The organism is Prosthecobacter sp., assembly GCF_044236155.1.
GTDB lineage: Bacteria > Verrucomicrobiota > Verrucomicrobiia > Verrucomicrobiales > Verrucomicrobiaceae > Prosthecobacter.
This window is the reverse complement of sequence record NZ_JBIIHA010000004.1, coordinates 104,852-120,051: the sequence shown is the minus strand read 5'-3', so window position 1 is coordinate 120,051 and position 15,200 is coordinate 104,852. Positions and strand designations below refer to the sequence as shown.

General features: G+C 61.7%; 15 protein-coding genes. 2 read left to right on the top strand and 13 right to left on the bottom strand.

Going from position 1 to position 15,200, the window contains the following annotated elements; translation table 11 throughout:
- Positions 1–9: 9 nt before the first annotated feature.
- The 4 genes from ACILSE_RS05385 to ACILSE_RS05370 all read right to left on the bottom strand — a co-directional run bounded on the left by ACILSE_RS05385 (position 10) and on the right by ACILSE_RS05370 (position 3,597).
- Positions 10–510, bottom strand: coding sequence for a hypothetical protein (locus ACILSE_RS05385; RefSeq protein ID WP_395716338.1), 501 nt, complete (start codon positions 508–510; stop codon positions 10–12).
- A 64-nt stretch (positions 511–574) separates the two neighbouring features.
- Positions 575–934, bottom strand: coding sequence for a DUF4870 domain-containing protein (locus ACILSE_RS05380; RefSeq protein WP_395716337.1), 360 nt, complete (start codon positions 932–934; stop codon positions 575–577).
- Positions 935–1,041: 107 nt separating this feature from the next.
- A complete protein-coding gene (locus ACILSE_RS05375; protein WP_395716336.1) occupies positions 1,042–2,595 on the bottom strand; it encodes a Gfo/Idh/MocA family protein in 1,554 nt (517 codons plus the stop codon).
- Between the two features lie 141 nt (positions 2,596–2,736).
- Positions 2,737–3,597 (bottom strand): hypothetical protein, encoded by an 861-nt coding sequence (locus tag ACILSE_RS05370; protein ID WP_395716335.1) that lies wholly within the window; start codon positions 3,595–3,597, stop codon positions 2,737–2,739.
- 152 nt (positions 3,598–3,749) lie between these two features.
- On the opposite strand from ACILSE_RS05370, the gene ACILSE_RS05365 reads away from it, so the two are divergent.
- Entirely contained in the window at positions 3,750–5,048 is a 1,299-nt protein-coding gene (locus tag ACILSE_RS05365; RefSeq protein ID WP_395716334.1) for an MFS transporter, read from the top strand.
- A 52-nt stretch (positions 5,049–5,100) separates the two neighbouring features.
- On the opposite strand, the gene ACILSE_RS05360 is transcribed toward ACILSE_RS05365, so the two are convergent.
- The 4 genes from ACILSE_RS05360 to ACILSE_RS05345 all read right to left on the bottom strand — a co-directional run bounded on the left by ACILSE_RS05360 (position 5,101) and on the right by ACILSE_RS05345 (position 7,481).
- Complete coding sequence (locus ACILSE_RS05360) at positions 5,101–5,574, bottom strand: RNA recognition motif domain-containing protein (protein WP_395716333.1); 474 nt, start codon at positions 5,572–5,574, stop codon at positions 5,101–5,103.
- Positions 5,575–5,774: 200 nt separating this feature from the next.
- The gene (locus ACILSE_RS05355; RefSeq protein WP_395716332.1) at positions 5,775–6,626 is read right to left on the bottom strand and encodes a Spy/CpxP family protein refolding chaperone; all 852 of its coding nucleotides are present in this window, start codon (positions 6,624–6,626) and stop codon (positions 5,775–5,777) included.
- Between the two features lie 5 nt (positions 6,627–6,631).
- Positions 6,632–6,967, bottom strand: coding sequence for a hypothetical protein (locus ACILSE_RS05350; RefSeq protein WP_395716331.1), 336 nt, complete (start codon positions 6,965–6,967; stop codon positions 6,632–6,634).
- On the bottom strand, positions 6,951–7,481 hold the full coding sequence (locus ACILSE_RS05345; protein WP_395716330.1) for an RNA polymerase sigma factor: 531 nt from the start codon (positions 7,479–7,481) through the stop codon (positions 6,951–6,953). The genes ACILSE_RS05350 and ACILSE_RS05345 overlap by 17 nt, the downstream gene beginning before the upstream one ends.
- A 145-nt stretch (positions 7,482–7,626) precedes the next feature.
- Between ACILSE_RS05345 and ACILSE_RS05340 the strand changes: the two genes are divergently transcribed.
- Positions 7,627–11,310: a protein kinase domain-containing protein gene (locus tag ACILSE_RS05340; protein ID WP_395716329.1), complete on the top strand. Its 3,684-nt coding sequence runs from the start codon at positions 7,627–7,629 to the stop codon at positions 11,308–11,310.
- Between the two features lie 7 nt (positions 11,311–11,317).
- Here the strand turns inward: ACILSE_RS05340 and ACILSE_RS05335 are convergent, their stop codons facing one another.
- From ACILSE_RS05335 to ACILSE_RS05315, 5 genes are all read right to left on the bottom strand, one after another.
- Positions 11,318–11,782 (bottom strand): hypothetical protein, encoded by a 465-nt coding sequence (locus tag ACILSE_RS05335; protein ID WP_395716328.1) that lies wholly within the window; start codon positions 11,780–11,782, stop codon positions 11,318–11,320.
- A 117-nt stretch (positions 11,783–11,899) separates the two neighbouring features.
- The gene (gene groL / locus ACILSE_RS05330; protein ID WP_395716327.1) at positions 11,900–13,522 is read right to left on the bottom strand and encodes a chaperonin GroEL; all 1,623 of its coding nucleotides are present in this window, start codon (positions 13,520–13,522) and stop codon (positions 11,900–11,902) included.
- A 40-nt stretch (positions 13,523–13,562) separates the two neighbouring features.
- The gene (locus ACILSE_RS05325; protein ID WP_395716326.1) at positions 13,563–13,859 is read right to left on the bottom strand and encodes a co-chaperone GroES; all 297 of its coding nucleotides are present in this window, start codon (positions 13,857–13,859) and stop codon (positions 13,563–13,565) included.
- 114 nt (positions 13,860–13,973) lie between these two features.
- On the bottom strand, positions 13,974–14,594 hold the full coding sequence (locus ACILSE_RS05320) for a hypothetical protein (RefSeq protein WP_395716325.1): 621 nt from the start codon (positions 14,592–14,594) through the stop codon (positions 13,974–13,976).
- Positions 14,591–15,172, bottom strand: coding sequence for a hypothetical protein (locus tag ACILSE_RS05315; protein ID WP_395716324.1), 582 nt, complete (start codon positions 15,170–15,172; stop codon positions 14,591–14,593). The genes ACILSE_RS05320 and ACILSE_RS05315 overlap by 4 nt, the downstream gene beginning before the upstream one ends.
- Between the last annotated feature and the right edge of the window lie 28 nt (positions 15,173–15,200).

Below are 15,200 nucleotides of genomic sequence, written 5' to 3'. Positions count from 1 at the left end.
CAAAACGGATCAGGCTTCGAGTTTGAGCTCAGGGCGGGCCTCGATGGCCTTCGTGAGCGAGGCCCATCCGCCGGGGCGCTGCTCCTGGAACATGTGCAGGTAGAGCGCGACCTGTTTCGCCGGATACGCGGCGAGCAGCGCGGCGACGGCGGCCTCCGCTTTGTCGTCGTCGATGACTTCCGGGAGTTCGGTGACCTCGCCTTTGCCGTCGTGGGCGATCTGCGCGGCATCGAGGAAGGTGATGAGCATCTGCGCCTGGCCTTTGAGGAGCCAGATCTGGAAGATCTGCGCGGTGACGCCTTCGTTGGCCTTGGTGTTGAGCTGTTCGAGGAGCCACTCGGCCTGCTTGGCGCGGGATTTTTCCAGAACGAAGGCGGGGCGCAGCTTGCGGCCTTCGGCGAGCGATTCGATGACGGCCTTGTAGGCGGCACGCTGGTCGTTTTGCAGGTAGGTCATGATCTGCGCGCGCAGTTCGGGACCGATGGCTTGAAGAAGTTGGTTGGCTCGCATCTGGGGGTCGGGGAAACGGGGCGCTCCGCTAGCATCACGGCAGGAAAGCCGCAACCGTTTTGGCTCACAGCAGGCGAATCGTGAGCGGGAAGCGGTAAACGTTCCCTTCGGCGGCCTTCACGATGCCGATGATGGTGAGCACGATGGAGGCGACGCCGATGATCACGAGCAGCGGGATGCCGATGAAAATGAAGCAAAGCACGAAAGAGATGAGCGCGTAAACAAAGTAGGTGATCTGGAAGTTCAGCAATTCGCGGCCCTGCTGGTCGAGGTAGCGGCTGCTGTCCTTTTTGATGAGCCAGATCACCAGCGGGCCGAGGATGGGAAAGCCGACGAGGCACAGGACGTGCATGACGATGCCGAGGGTTTTCTCGTCCTGAGTGGCGGAGGCGGGAAGGGCGGGAGGTGGTGTGGGAGATTCCATGACGGGGCGAGGTGTATCAGAAAGCGGCGCGGATGGAAATACAAACGCGGAGCCGGTTTACCCGGCTCCGCGTTGTGTGCGGATGAGTTGGAGAACTCGTTTTAAGTTTAGATCGTCGGCAGCTTGAACTCCTCGACGTAGTTTTCTGTGGCGAGCTTGTTGGCCTCCTCGGCGAACTCACCGATGAACTTCTCGGCGACGGGATCAAACTCCAGCCAAGGGCCGGCGCTGATCTTGTCCACGTTGAGGTCGATCTTGTTGTCCTCCAGGTTCTTGACGAAGTGCTCGAAGGTTTCGAGGCCGGCCTTGTCGCCGTTGAGACGATCTTTGACCTCATTCACGCTGACCGCCTTGCCGAGGCGGTAGGAGATGTTCGCCAGGTGGGCGAGCGCGGCGGCGTGGAAACCATGCGAGACATGGAGGTTGGAATTGACGAGCTTCCCGGCGCGCACGGAGTTGATGAAGTTGAGCATGTGGTCCGCGCCGTCATTGAAGTTGTCGAACTTCATGATGGTGTTGCCCTCGTTGTCGTAGGCCTTGGCCTCGATGACGTAGCCGCCTTCGCAATGGATGACGTTGCCGACGCGGGCGGCGGCGGTCTTGCCGTTCACGCGGTAAACCGGCTCCAGTCTCCAGTCCATGTCCTTCAAGGGGAGGCCGCGGTTGTCGAAGATGAGCGGGGCGGGCTCATAGGCCCAGAAGGCCATCTGATTGTTAGCGGTCTCGCCGTCGTCCTTGTAACCCCAGCGCCCGCCAAAGCTCATGACGCGCTTGGGCAGCAGTTCCGGGTTGCCCAACGCCCAGCGACCGACGTCGGTCTGGTGCGGTCCTTGGTTGCCGATGTCGCCATTGCCAAAAGCCCACTGCCAGTGCCAGTCATAGTGGAATTGCGTGCGGTTCACAGGAACGACGCCGCGCGGACCCGCCCACAGCTTGTAGTCCACGTCCACCTCCTGCGGCGCACCCTTGGGATTGGTCTTCACGTTGCGCGGGTCATGGAAGGTGCCCTTGATCATGCCGTCCTTCGGTTCGACCGGAGCCTCCACCTTGCCAATGGAGTTGCGTGACTTGAAATTAATGCCGCGCGAGAGCGTGACCTTGCCGATGTGGCCTTCTTTGACCCAGTCCATGGCCTGCTGCCATCCGGGGCTGGAACGGCGCTGCATGCCGTGCTGAACGACGATGCCTTTCTTGGCGACTTTTTCGGCGGCGTTCAGGAGCTGGCGGCCTTCCCAGATGTTGTGGCAGACGGGCTTTTCCACATAGACGTGCTTGCCCGCGGCCATGGCCGTCATGGCGATGAGGGTGTGCGTGTGGTTCGGCGTGGCGATGGTGACGGCGTCCACCTCGGGATCGAGCACGAGCTTCCGATAATCGGTGTAGGCGGTGACGGTGTTGTTTTTCTTCGCCTGGTTGGCGACTCCCTTCGCGAGGACGTTGGCGTCCACATCACAGAGGGCGACGATGCGCACGCCGGGGATTTCCTCCAGGCTCTTGATGTGGCCCGCGCCGCGTCCGTTGAAGCCGATGACCGCCACACGAACGTCACCGTTGGCACCAATGGGCGCTGAAAAGGCTCTGGAGGCGACAAGACCGGCGGTGCCGGCGACAGTGCCGCGGATGAAGGTGCGGCGGGACGTTGGTTGTGGGTTCGTTTGCATGGTTGAGAGAGGATTGAGAGAGTGAAAAATGCCGCGCCCTGGCGGACGCGGCACGGAATATCAAGAGGGTAGCCAAAACGCGGGGCGGAAGGCAACCTTTCCTTTCACCAGCGACGCAGGGCGGATTTCAGGAGGAAAAAATCAAGGCTGCGGCTTCGGGGCGGGGAGCGGCGGCGCTTCCGGCTCGAAGTCGAGCACGTCCTGGTGCGTGCGCAGTGCCTTGCGGGCCTTGTCAAAGAACGAGGTCAGATCCTCGGCGTTCATTTGCTGCTTGTCGTCGATGTAGGCGTGCAGTTTCTGGATTTGCGCGTCGGCGTCGAGGTTCACCCCGGACATGACCTTCTGCGCGGAGGCATAAACGCTGGTGAATTTGCCCTGCGCCTGCTCGAAGGCCTCCTTCGCGCCCTCCTGGCGGAGATACTCCTTCTCCTGCTCGCGAAACTCCTTGCTGAAGATCCGCTTGAAGAAGCCGCCCTTCGGTTTTTCGAGATGTTTGTTCGCCTGGGACTCAAAATAGCTCACCAGCTCCTGGAACTCCTGCATGGGCTTCTGATACTGCTTTTTGAGATAGCCAAGGCCCGTGGTGATGATGGTCAGCTTTTCGACCTCGGCCTTCGAGAGCGCCTGCCCGGCCTTCACCTTGTCCTCCAGCAGGTCGATGTATTGCAGCGTGGTCTTGTTCCCCTCGAAAATGTTCTCAAATTCCTTCGCGGCGGTGGCCAGACGCTGGCGCTCGCCTTTGCGCAGGGCGTCGATCTTCTTCTCGTTCTCCTCGTTGAGCGCGGTGATCATCTTCTGATGCTGCGCGGCCTGGGAGTCGAGCGTGCGCTGGAACTCGGCCTCCTTCGCCTTCAGCGCCTCGGCGTGCTCGGTTTTGAGCTGCTCCATGCCGGAGCGCAGGACGGAGAGGTCGGAACGTGACTGGAAAAGGAACCAGCCCAGCACGCCGGAGGCGAGAAAGCTAAGCACGAGCAGTGCGGTGAGATTTTTGATGGCAGTCATGGTGGGGGATGTTCGTGAGACGGGACGGGTGCGCAACCGCATTCAATGCACCCGTTTTGCGCGTCCTCGCCCGGCCCCTTGCACGCCTTCCGTCTGTTCAGCAAGCCGGAATCCTGCTAGGGCTGGCGGAAATCGAGCGTCTTGTCTCCACGATGTCGTCCTCATCCCGCCCCACCGCCGTCCGCCACCAAATCCTCGCCACGGCGACCATGGTGGCCTTCCTGATGTATCTGGACCGCATCTGCCTGGCGAACATCCTCAGCTCGGACTCGTTTCAAAAGAGCATCCATCTCGACCAAGGCCAGATCGACGGCATCAAGGGTGCGTTTTTCTGGGCCTATGCGTTGTTTCAGGTGCCCGCAGGCTGGCTGAGCGACCGCTTCGGCGCGCGCATGCTCATCACGATTTACATCGCGGCGTGGTCGTTCTTCACTGCGGCGACGAGTTTTGCGATGGGGTTCTGGACCTTGTTTGCCGCGCGCATGCTGTGCGGTCTCGCGGAGGCGGGCTACTATCCTGCCAGCAGCGGACTGATGACACGCTGGGCGCACATCGAGTCCCGCGGCTTCGCCAGCAGCGTGATCTCGTGGGGCGGTCGTGTCGGGGGCGCGGCGGCCCCCGGATTGACGGCATTTGTGATTTTGCAGGCCGGTGACTGGCGCTGGGCCGGCTGGCTCTACGGCGTGGTCGGCATTTTGGTGGCGGCGTGCTACTGGGCGGTCTTTCGTGAGCATCCGCGGCTCCATCCGCGCTGCAATGACGCGGAAATCGCGCTCATGGCCGAGGGGCGCGGCGATTTTCAACCCATCAAGGATCCGCCAAGGCGTTTCCCGCTCCTCGCCGCCTGCCGGAGCAAAAATCTCTGGATGGCGAACGGCGTGCAGTTCTTCACCAACATCGGCTGGGCCTTCCTGATCCTGTCACTGCCCGATTACCTGAAGAAAGTGAAACACCTCGATGATGGCATGACCGGCCTCATCACCACCGGGGCGCTGACCATCGGCATCCTGGCGCTGCCAGTGGGAGGATTGATGACGGATTACATCTCGAAGCGCCACGGCAGGCGGCTCGGGCGCATGCTGCCGATGTCGCTGACCAAATTCGGCGCGGCGGCGCTCTACATCCTCGCGCTTCAGATGGACTCGGCCTGGGGCATGGCCATCGCCTTCGGCGCGGTCACCTTTTTCGCCGATCTCGGCCTGCCCGCGATGTGGACCTTCATGCAGGACATCAGCGGCAAATGCCAGGCGCAGCTCTTCGGCTGGGGCAACATGTGGGGCAACTTCGGTGCTGCGATCATGCCGATGCTCTTCAGCGCCGTTTTGAAGTCCTTCGACACGAACCACGACTTCCACGAGGGCGTGTGGCTCTGCGCGGGCGCGTTTGTGCTCGCCGGAGCGTTCGCGCTCTTTGTGAATGCAGAAAAACCCGTGATGCAGGAAGGCTCGTGAGCCTTGAACCACATCACGGGTTGAGAAACTGACTTTGCAGTGAAGCGGGGGCTTACCAGCCGCCGCCTTCGTCGCCGCCATCACGGCCGCCACGGTTGCCACGGTCAAAGCGCTTGCCGCCGCCGCCACCACCGCCGCCGTAGCCACCACGGCCACCGCCGCCGCCACCACCGTAGCCGCCGCCGCCACCACCGTAGCCGCCACGGCCACCGCCACCGCCGCCACCACCGTAGCCGCCACGACCACCACCGCCGCCGCCAAAACCACCCGGGCGTTCCTCACGCGGACGGGCTTCATTGATGGCGAGCTTGCGGCCCAGGAACTCCTGGCCGTTCTGTGCGTTGATCGCGGCATTCATGGCCTCGGGAGAGTCCATCGTCACGAAGGCAAAACCGCGCGGGCGGCCGCTCTCGCGGTCCATCGGCAGGAAGACTTCGGTGACGCCACCGTATTGAGAGAACAGCTCGCGGACATCTTGTTCCTGAGCGGCGAAGGGCAGATTGCCCACATACATCTTGGTATTCATATCGTTGTTGAGTGCGGCTGCCGTCTTCGCGCCAAAACTCATGAACACCAACGCTTGTATCACCTGATGAACGACTGAGCCTGACCCTTAACAGGTGACCTGATTGGCTCTATCGCCCGAAACGTGCCAAAGGCAAACGAATCTTTTTTACGAGTTAAGCCGGGCTTGCGCGGCCAAAACGCAACGGGGATGCCATGCGGTCATTTCTTCACCTTACCCTCCGCGTAGGTGAGAATGCGGCCTACTTTTTCCGCATCCTGGGCGGCCTTGGCCTCTTCAAAGGCTTCCTTGGCCTGAATCATCTCCCGCAGCAGCGGCAGGTTGATGATCTCCTGCCCCGCGACTTGCAGGGCCTCAAAACGCTGGCGCAGCGTCTCCACATCCGTGTTGCCCGGCTCGAACTTGGAGAAGTCCACCTTGTCTGCCTCGGCCTCCAGCTCCTTGAAGTGCGAATCCTCGATCAACTTGTCCAGCGCGGCATCCGCCTCGGCGAACTGGCCGCTTTTGATGAGCTGCTCGATCTCGCCACCGCGTGCCTTCATCGCCTCCGTGGGCGGAATGCCCAGCGCTTCGACAGCGGCCCTCAGCTTGCCCGCTTTTTCTTTCATCTTTGACTCCAGATCACCCCCGCGCGCCGCCGCCGCCATTTTCGGCGGGCCGAGCTTCTGCGCCTTTTGCAATTGCTCCGGTGTCAAAACATCGCGGATGCTGATGAGGGTGCGCAGTTGCAGTTGCTTCACCGCCGCCTCGGCCTCGATCAATTTAGCAAGCTGCGCGGACGCGGCGTCAGCCGTGGTGCCGGCATCACGCAGGAGATGGTTGAGCGCTTTTTGCTGCTCCTTGACCGCCTGTTCGAGCGGTTCGGCCTGTTTCCGGGTCTCGCCGAGCTGCGCGTTCAGCTTTGTCTGCTGCTCTTCGCTCAACGCGAGCTCATCTCGCACGGAAGCAATGAGGTCGGGATGCAGCAGGCCGCTTTTCAGCCAATCTTCGACATTCGCGGCCTTTGAGGCGGCCGCCGTGAACAGGAGCAGGGAGCAGACGATGTTTTTCATGAGGGTCAGCGGTTGATGTGGTCGGGAAGCAGGAAATCAGAGGGTGACTCGAAAGCCAGCAGCGGCGGCGTGACTTCAGCGAACAGTTCCGCAGGCGGCGCGTCGAACAGCGGCGGCAGTTCGCTCAGTTTCGGCTCCAGCCGCGGTGAATGAGCGAAAAAGACGGCGGCGAAGACGATGCAGGCGGTGGCGAGAGCCACGGGAATCCATCCGCGCAACACACGCTGACACTGTGCAGGTGCGCGCAACCATTCATCGCGCCATGCGGGAGCGTCCTCACGATCGCAGCGGCGTTGAAGCGCGAAGATCGCGCGAAGATCGTCATCAGGAGGCAGTTTCATGGGAGGATTCGGGTTGCAGCAGCGCGCGCAGGCGCGCCTTGCCGCGTTCGTAATGCTGGCGTGCGGAACCGATGCCCACGCGCATCACATCCGCCGCCTCGCTGATGGTGAGATCCTGGTAAAACACGAGATGCAGCACCTCTGCCTGCCGCGCGGGCAACTGCGCCAGACAGCGCCGCAATTCGGCGGCGCGTTCGTCCATCTCCAGCTTTCGCACAGGCGAGGGACGCGGATCGTGCGCGTCGCCCGTGAGCTGAGCCAGCAGCTTGCCCACGAGTGACTCGCGATAGCGCAGCCGGCGGAACTCCTCGTGTGCCGTGAAGCGGATCACGCCGAACCACCAGGTTTTGAAGCTGGAGGTGCCGTCGTGTTGCGCACGCCCCCGCGCGAGTTTGAGGTAGGCGTTTTGCAGCACGTCTTCCGCGCGGGCATGATCGCCGCAGCAGCAGTGCAGCGCCCACCCGAACGAGTCGGGATGCAAAGCTTCGAGCTGGCCGGCGATGGCGCTTTCCATTCATTTTCCGCTGGGTGACGCGGGTGACGCTCCTGTATGACACGAATGTGACGGGAAATCCATGTCACACCCGTGATACGAAGTTTTACTCGCCATCGGCTTGCTATTTGCGCTAGCCTTCGCTGAATTTTCTTCTTCAAGCGCCATGAGTTCATCTCCCTCCGGCTCCAAACCCACCACCGGCTGGCAGCCGCCCACGCTGGAGGAGATGCAGGCCATGCTGCCGCAGTATCAGTTCGAGTGCCTGCTCGGCCGCGGCGGCATGGGCGCGGTGTACAAGGCCCTGCAAGTCTCCCTGGACCGCCTGGTGGCCATCAAGGTCCTCCCCAGCGATCTGATCGACAACGAAGACGCGAATTTCCTTGAACGCTTCAAGAACGAGGCGCGCACCATGGCGCGGCTCAACCACCCGAGCATCGTCAACGTGTATGACTTCGGCGAGACGGAGAGCGGCCTGCTCTATTTCGTCATGGAGTTCATCAACGGCACCGATGTCTCCCAGATGATCGCCTCCCAGGGCAAACTGCCGGAGGACTACGCGCTCTCCATCACCGCGCACGTCTGCGACGCGCTGAACTACGCGCACAAAAACGGTGTCATCCATCGCGACATCAAACCGGCGAACATCCTCATCAACATGGACGGCGCGGTGAAAGTGGCCGACTTCGGCCTCGCCAAGCAGAGCGACGCGGGCCAGAGCGGCCTGACGAAGACAAACATGGCGATGGGCACGCCCGACTTCGTCGCGCCCGAGGCATTGATTCCCGGCGTTCCGCTGGATGGCCGCGCGGACTTGTATGCCATCGGCGTGATGCTTTACCAGATGCTCACCGGCGAAATCCCGCGCGGCATCTGGACGCTGCCGGGCCAGCGCATGGGCACCGATCCGCGCTTCGACGCCATCATCACCAAGGCGATGCAGACAGATCGCGACGTGCGCTACCAGACCGCCGCCGAACTTCGCCGTGATCTCGACACGATCCTGACTTTGCCCCGCTCCGCGCTCATCGCCCAGCAGCAGGCCGCCGCAGAAGCTGCCGCAAAAGCCACGCGGGCACAAAAGCAGCAGGAGGCGGCTCCGAACGAGCCCCAAGCGGCTGCTAAGAAGAAAATCACTTCCAGCCTCGGCCCCATTCTGGGCCTCGCCGCCAGCATCTTCCTCGTCGCGGGCCTGTATGTCATGTTCACGGGTGGAGAGAAAAAACCGCAAAGTGGCAGCGCGGCACCCACCTCGTCTCCAGCGGCTGGCCCTGCCACTCCCCAGGTCGCAAAAGACGCCCCCGCGCCGATTGAGCCCCCGGACATGCCTGCGGCACCCGCCCCCGTCACCACGAGCACTGGAGAAGTCAGTTCCCCGCCTGCACCACTTGAGGAAGGCTTCACGCCGCTCTTTAAATCGGAGAATGATTATTCTGGTTGGACGGGCCCGGATGGGACACCGCCGAATCCGACATGGTCATTTTTGGGCGGTGGCATCGCCTGCAACGTACCATCGTCGGGCCTGTGGTCCCCCGAGGAATATGGCGACTTCGAGCTGCGGCTGGAGTGGAAACCGGCCCCCAGGGGCAATGGTGCCATCGCCTACCACAGCGGACCCGTGGAATACCAGGACGCGCTGCGCATGCGCCTGTGCTCACCCGCCTTGAGGCCTGAACGCTGCGGGGAGCTCATGAACCTGGACCTGCCAATGGCGGCCGCGTCGGTGAAGATCGAGGAATGGAACACCGTGCGCCTCATCGTGCGTGGCAGCCTCCGCGAACATTGGGTCAATGACGTGAAGGTGTTGGAGTATGACGTGAGTTCCCCGTCCTTTCAGGAGCGCCTGCAAGCCGACTCCGCGCGCAATCCAAATGTCCGCCCTGGCAAGGCCGGTGCCAGCGGTCGCATCGTTCTGGTGAACAACATGGGCATGAGTTACTTCCGCAACCTGCGCATCCGAAAGCTGGAACCTGCACCGCCCGGTGCTCCGCCAGCACCGCCCCAGCCTGCCACCGTGGCCAGCAGCACACCCGCGATGCCCGCAGCCGTTCCTGCGACACCTTCGCCAGCGTCGCCCACTGTGGCTGCCATGGGGCCTGCGGCCGACTTCAAATCAGGAGCCGTCCACACCTACGGCGGCCACCGCTATCAATTCATCAACGAAGAACTCCTCTGGGAAGAAGCGAAAGCCAAAGCAGAATCCATGGGCGGGCATTTGGCCACCATCACCAGCAAGCAGGAACGGGATTGGCTGCATCAGTCACTATCACCGCTGAAGGGCACTTGCACCCATGTCTTCCTCGGCGGCTACCGAGCGCCGGAAGGTGGCCCGTGGTCGTGGATTACCGGGGAACCTTTCGACATGGCTCTATGGCCGGGAAATCCCCCGAAGACGACCACGGATAATCATCTGGCTTACTATGTGGGTCCCAGTGGTTGGGATGACGCTCCTCCCCGCCTGAAAGTTCCTTTTCTTGTTGAATGGGACTGGGCGGAGTTTCTTGCCGCCCATCCTCAGCTCGGCAAGCTCGAGACGGTCTTCCGCAGCCGCCATGACACCGACGCGCAGCAGCCTTTCCTCGCCGCGCTTGCCGCATTGAATCAAAGCTACGTTGCCAACGGCATCGCCCGCGCCCGGGCCGCCGCGCAGGCCAAAGGCAGCCTCTTTGAAGTGACCATGCTTGATGCGGAAAAGGCGCTCATCGAAAAAGGCGAGCCTGTTCCTGCCGAGGATGCGCCCGAAACCACTCCCGCCCTCAAGGCCCTCCGCGCCACCTATCGCGGTGCTTTTGCCAAAATCATCGCCGAGCGCAATGCGAAGGCCGCGCCGCTTTATGACCTCTACCTCAGAGCCATCGACGCCTACATCGCGGAGCTGACCAAGGCGGGCAAAACAGCCGACGCGGTCAATGTCCAGTCCTTGCGCGCCGAGATCGCCGCGCAGAAGCCTGCGGTAGCTGCCGCAGTGGCCGCCACAGCCGCCACGCCCAAAACCACGCTCACACCCGCTCCCAAGGCACCGCCCGGCGGCAGTTCCTGGCGTGTCGCGGCCGAGTATCTCGTGAACAACGGCGGCTACTTCATCGCTTTCAAAAACGGCATCACCACCCCGCCCGTATCGAAGCCCGCGGAAATCCCCACCGGCAAGTTCGACATCCTCGAACTCATCTTCGACCGCCTCAATTCTGTGCTCCCGCCCGCGCAGGATGCCGACTTTGCCGCCCTCAACGGCCTGCGTGACCTGCGCCGCGCCCATTTCCGCCCGATGCAAAACGGTTTGAGCGACGCGGCGTTCGCCTTCCTCGCCAACAACGACGAGCTGGCCTTCCTGAACTTTGAAGGCGTGAACGGGCTCACGGATCGTGTGCTTGTCCACATCGCCCCGCTCAAAAAGCTCGACTACCTCGCCATCCAGTATGCGGAGAACCTCACCGGCCGGGGTTTTGACAAGATCGCCGGTGCCGCCTCCATCACGAATCTCGAACTTCTCGGCAGCGGCATCACTGACGAGGGCTTGAAGGCCATCAGCAGCTTCAAAAAACTCCAGGCGCTCCGCATCAGCTCCCAAAAGCTGACCGCCGCTGGCTATGCCAGCTTTTCCAACCTCAAAACTCTCGTCACTTTGAATGTCTCCGGTTCCTCTTTCGACGACGAGTCCGCAGGAATCCTCGCGACGATGCCAAATCTGGCGAGCCTCGACTTTAGCACCACGAAGTTCAGCGACGCGGGCCTGATGAAACTCAAATCGCTCAAAAAGCTCTCCAGCCTCAACCTCGCCGGCACCGCCGTCACTGCCCAGGCCGCCGCCGAGTTTCAGAAAGTCATGCCGCAGTGCCGTGTGAGCCGCTGAAGTCGTTTCAGCCTGGAAAGATCTCCCGCACCGCTTTTTCACGAAACGCGAAGATTTTTGCAAGCTGCGGCTTCACCAGCATCGCATGCGCCAGATCACCCAGCGGTGCGAACGGAAGCACATACGTCGCCCGGTCCTTCATCTCGACGCGTCCATCGCCGAGGTCGTGAAACGCATGCTCATGATGCCACACGGCATAAGGTCCGACACGCTGCTCGTCGATGAACCGCACGCCTTCCTCCACCAGCGTGATTTCTGACAGCCACGTCATCGGCAGGCCAAACAATGGCCGCACGCGATACGCGATCATCATCCCCGCATAAATCCGCTCCGGCAGGTCCGGTGTCAGCACTTCAAAACCCATCTCAGGCGGCGTGATCTTTGCCAGATTGCGCGGGTTCGAGAAAAATGACCATGCCTCCGCCACGCTTGCCCGGATGATCTGCTTCGTCTGCAAGGTGTTAACCGCCATGCCTCAAATTACGCTCGGCGGAGACAAAAAGCGGCCCGGAATTGCTTCCGGGCCGCGTGAGGGTTTTGGGTTTTTGAATCGCGAGGCGGGTTGGGTCGCCTCGCGATCAAAGTGGCATTACATCATGCCGCCGTGGTCGTGGCTGTGACCGGCGTCTGCCTTCTCCTCTTTCGGGATGTCGGCGATGAGGCACTCGGTGGTCAGAAGCAGACCGGAGATGGAGGCGGCGTGCTGAAGCGCGCTGCGGGTCACCTTGGCAGGGTCAACGACGCCAGCCTTGATGAGGTCTTCATACTTGCCGGTGGCAACGTTGTAGCCTTCGTTGCCTTTGCCGCGCTTCACCTGCTCAACCACGAGGGCGCCTTCGACGCCAGCGTTGGCAGCAAGCTGACGAAGCGGGGCTTCGATCGCACGAGCGACGATGTCAGCACCGGTCTTCTCGTCACCGCTGAGCTTGAGGTCGCCGAGGGCGGCCTGAGCGCGAATGAGAGCGACACCGCCGCCAGGGACGATGCCTTCTTCGACGGCCGCACGGGTGGCGTGCAGGGCGTCTTCGACGCGGGCTTTCTTTTCCTTCATCTCCGTTTCGGTGGCAGCACCGACGTTGATGACGGCCACGCCGCCGGCGAGCTTGGCGAGACGCTCCTGGAGCTTCTCACGGTCGTAGTCGCTGGTGGTTTCGGCGATCTGGTTCTTGATCTGGGAAACGCGTCCGGCGATGGCGTCGGAAGAGCCTTCGCCCTCGACGATGACGGTGTTTTCCTTGCCGATGGTGATGCGCTTCGCACGGCCGAGGTCGGTGAGCTCGATGTTCTCGAGCTTGATGCCGAGGTCTTCGGTGATGCAGCGGCCGCCAGTAAGGATGGCGATGTCTTCGAGCATGGCCTTGCGGCGGTCGCCGAAGCCAGGAGCCTTCACGGCAACGATGTTGAGGGTGCCGCGCAGCTTGTTCACGACGAGCGTGGCAAGGGCTTCACCTTCGACGTCTTCCGCGATGATGAGGAGGGGCTTGCCGGAGCGAGCGACCTTCTCAAGCAGAGGCAGCATGTCCTTGAGGTTGCTGACCTTCTTCTCGTTGATGAGGATGTAGGCGTTCTCGAGGTTGCACTCCATCGTCTCCGGATTGGTGACGAAGTAAGGGGAGAGGTAGCCTTTGTCGAACTGCATGCCTTCGACGACTTCGAGAGTCGTTTCGATGCTCTTGGCTTCTTCGACGGTGATGGTGCCTTCCTTGCCGACCTTGTCCATGGCTTCGGCGATGATGTTGCCGATGCTGGCGTCCCAGTTGGCGGACACGGTCGCGACCTGGGCCACTTCCTTGCTGTCCTTCACGGGGGTGGAGATTTCCTTCAGCTTGGCAACGATGGCCTCAGTGGCCTTCAGGATGCCGCGTTGAAGCGAGGTTGGGTTCGCACCAGCGGTGACGTTGCGAAGGCCTTCGGAGTAGATGGCCTCGGCAAGCACGGTTGCGGTGGTGGTACCGTCGCCAGCGATGTCGGAGGTCTTGGAGGAGACTTCCTTGATGAGCTGGGCGCCCATGTTTTCATAGGGATCAGGAAGTTCGATTTCCTTGGCCACGGTGACACCGTCCTTGGTGATCGTGGGGGAGCCGAATTTCTTCTCGAGGATGACGTTGCGGCCGGCAGGGCCGAGCGTGGCCTTCACGGCCTTGGCGAGCTTGGTGACGCCGCGCAGGAGGGCCTGGCGGGCGGTTTCGTCGAAGTTGAGTTGTTTAGCCATAAGTGGATGTGTGTTGGGTCAGGGGGTTGAGTGGTGGGGATTAAGCAATGATGCCGAGGATGTCGGTTTCGTTGATGATGAGGACGTCGTCGCCGTTGAGCTTCACTTCGGTGCCGCCGTACTTGGAGATGAGGACCTTGTCACCCTTCTTCACGGTGAAGAGCTTGGTGACATCGTTGCCTTCGTCGTCCTTGCCGGTGCCGAGCGCGAGCACTTCAGCTTCCTGGGGTTTTTCCTTGGCGGTGTCGGGGAGGAAGATGCCGCCGGCGGTCTTTTCTTCGCTGGAGGAACGCTTCACGAGGACGCGACGGCCGAGCGGGGTGATGGAGGTAGCCATAGTTGGTCTGCTTTTTGCTTTTGAGGGTTGTGGTTTCTGGTTTGGTTTCGGGTTGTCTGCCCGGCCTGCTGTCACACAAGGTTGGGTGTGGCGGCTGGCCGGGCGGAAAGGGGTTCAATCAGGCTGATCGGGAGTTTTTGGAGTGCCGGCCGGGAGTTGGGCCGCAGGATTGGGGACGATGGATACACCGTTCGGCGCGCGCTCCATGCCGCCGAAGCTCAAATCCGGCGCGGCCTCGCCAATCTCGCCGACGAGGAAGGCCACGAGCTGCTGCGGGTCTTCGGAGAGCGCTGCCTGGAGCATGCGGCTGGTGCGGGCCTTGTCGTAGCCCTTGATGTCGAGATCGAGCTTCGCAGCGCCTTCGAGACCTTTGATCTGAGCAGCGAGATCGACGCTGCCGTTGATGCGCTGCTGCAAGGCCTTGTCCTGGGCGAGTTTGCCGAGCAGGTTGCGCAGCTTCGTGTTCACCTCGGACACGTTGAGGAGATCAGCGGCCGTTTTGCCGGGATACTTCTCGATGATGCTCTCGGCCTCGCGCTGGAGGTCACCGGCGCTCGGCACCGCAGGCGCAGTGCCACTGAGCGCGTTGGTAATCTCACTTTCGATGCGAGTGTCGGAAACAGCCGCTGCTTTTGCGGTGGCCGGCTTTTCGGCCGTTTTCGCGGGTTCTTCGGTTTTTTTGCCGCAGGAGGCGAGGGCCGTCGCCGCGACGATGAGTAGAAGGAGCGTCTTCATGCGGCGCGGGGGGCGATGGCGGCGTTTGAGATTTCTCGCAGGGCGGTGCGCACCGCCTGGTCGAAGGTTTGGAAGGATTCGAACTGCGGCTGCGCTCCGACCATGGTGAGATTGTCTCCCATGGTTTCCAGGCGGCCGATGACATACCACTGGTCGTTGCTCTGGTTTTCGATGAGCGACTTCAGGTACTGGATCTCCAGCCTCTTGTTCGTGATCTGGTCATTCGTGTCGGAGCTTTGATTGGTGAACTCCACCAATGGCTGGCGGCAAAGCAGGATGCCATAGGCACGATTCGCGGCCAGGGAGCAGGTGATGACATACTTCGCCTGCGCCTCGACGAGGATATGGGAAGGATCGGTGCCGCTGATGGCCAGCTCCGTATCAGATAATCGCGCGCTGACTCCCATGGGATCGCGTTTGATGCGGAAACCCTCGGCTTCCGTGAGCCCGGCGAAGCACTCCACAATCTGCGAGAGATAACGGCGGCGGCGGTCCAGCAGCAACTGGTCGTATCGATGCAGAAGGCTTTTCGCCTCCGCATCGAGAGCAGACAGTTCCTTGAGGGCTTCCAGACTCATCGCGATTAAGACAGCAACAGTAAAAATG

What these genes read in the sequence shown, in the direction of transcription:
- ACILSE_RS05385 (WP_395716338.1), bottom strand. Translation starts at nt 510, where the DNA reads ATGCGAGCCAACCAACTTCTTCAAGCCATCGGTCCCGAACTGCGCGCG.
- ACILSE_RS05380 (WP_395716337.1), bottom strand. Translation starts at nt 934, where the DNA reads ATGGAATCTCCCACACCACCTCCCGCCCTTCCCGCCTCCGCCACTCAG.
- ACILSE_RS05375 (WP_395716336.1), bottom strand. Translation starts at nt 2,595, where the DNA reads ATGCAAACGAACCCACAACCAACGTCCCGCCGCACCTTCATCCGCGGC.
- ACILSE_RS05370 (WP_395716335.1), bottom strand. Translation starts at nt 3,597, where the DNA reads ATGACTGCCATCAAAAATCTCACCGCACTGCTCGTGCTTAGCTTTCTC.
- ACILSE_RS05365 (WP_395716334.1), top strand. Translation starts at nt 3,750, where the DNA reads ATGTCGTCCTCATCCCGCCCCACCGCCGTCCGCCACCAAATCCTCGCC.
- ACILSE_RS05360 (WP_395716333.1), bottom strand. Translation starts at nt 5,574, where the DNA reads ATGAATACCAAGATGTATGTGGGCAATCTGCCCTTCGCCGCTCAGGAA.
- ACILSE_RS05355 (WP_395716332.1), bottom strand. Translation starts at nt 6,626, where the DNA reads ATGAAAAACATCGTCTGCTCCCTGCTCCTGTTCACGGCGGCCGCCTCA.
- ACILSE_RS05350 (WP_395716331.1), bottom strand. Translation starts at nt 6,967, where the DNA reads ATGAAACTGCCTCCTGATGACGATCTTCGCGCGATCTTCGCGCTTCAA.
- ACILSE_RS05345 (WP_395716330.1), bottom strand. Translation starts at nt 7,481, where the DNA reads ATGGAAAGCGCCATCGCCGGCCAGCTCGAAGCTTTGCATCCCGACTCG.
- ACILSE_RS05340 (WP_395716329.1), top strand. Translation starts at nt 7,627, where the DNA reads ATGAGTTCATCTCCCTCCGGCTCCAAACCCACCACCGGCTGGCAGCCG.
- ACILSE_RS05335 (WP_395716328.1), bottom strand. Translation starts at nt 11,782, where the DNA reads ATGGCGGTTAACACCTTGCAGACGAAGCAGATCATCCGGGCAAGCGTG.
- groL (WP_395716327.1), bottom strand. Translation starts at nt 13,522, where the DNA reads ATGGCTAAACAACTCAACTTCGACGAAACCGCCCGCCAGGCCCTCCTG.
- ACILSE_RS05325 (WP_395716326.1), bottom strand. Translation starts at nt 13,859, where the DNA reads ATGGCTACCTCCATCACCCCGCTCGGCCGTCGCGTCCTCGTGAAGCGT.
- ACILSE_RS05320 (WP_395716325.1), bottom strand. Translation starts at nt 14,594, where the DNA reads ATGAAGACGCTCCTTCTACTCATCGTCGCGGCGACGGCCCTCGCCTCC.
- ACILSE_RS05315 (WP_395716324.1), bottom strand. Translation starts at nt 15,172, where the DNA reads ATGAGTCTGGAAGCCCTCAAGGAACTGTCTGCTCTCGATGCGGAGGCG.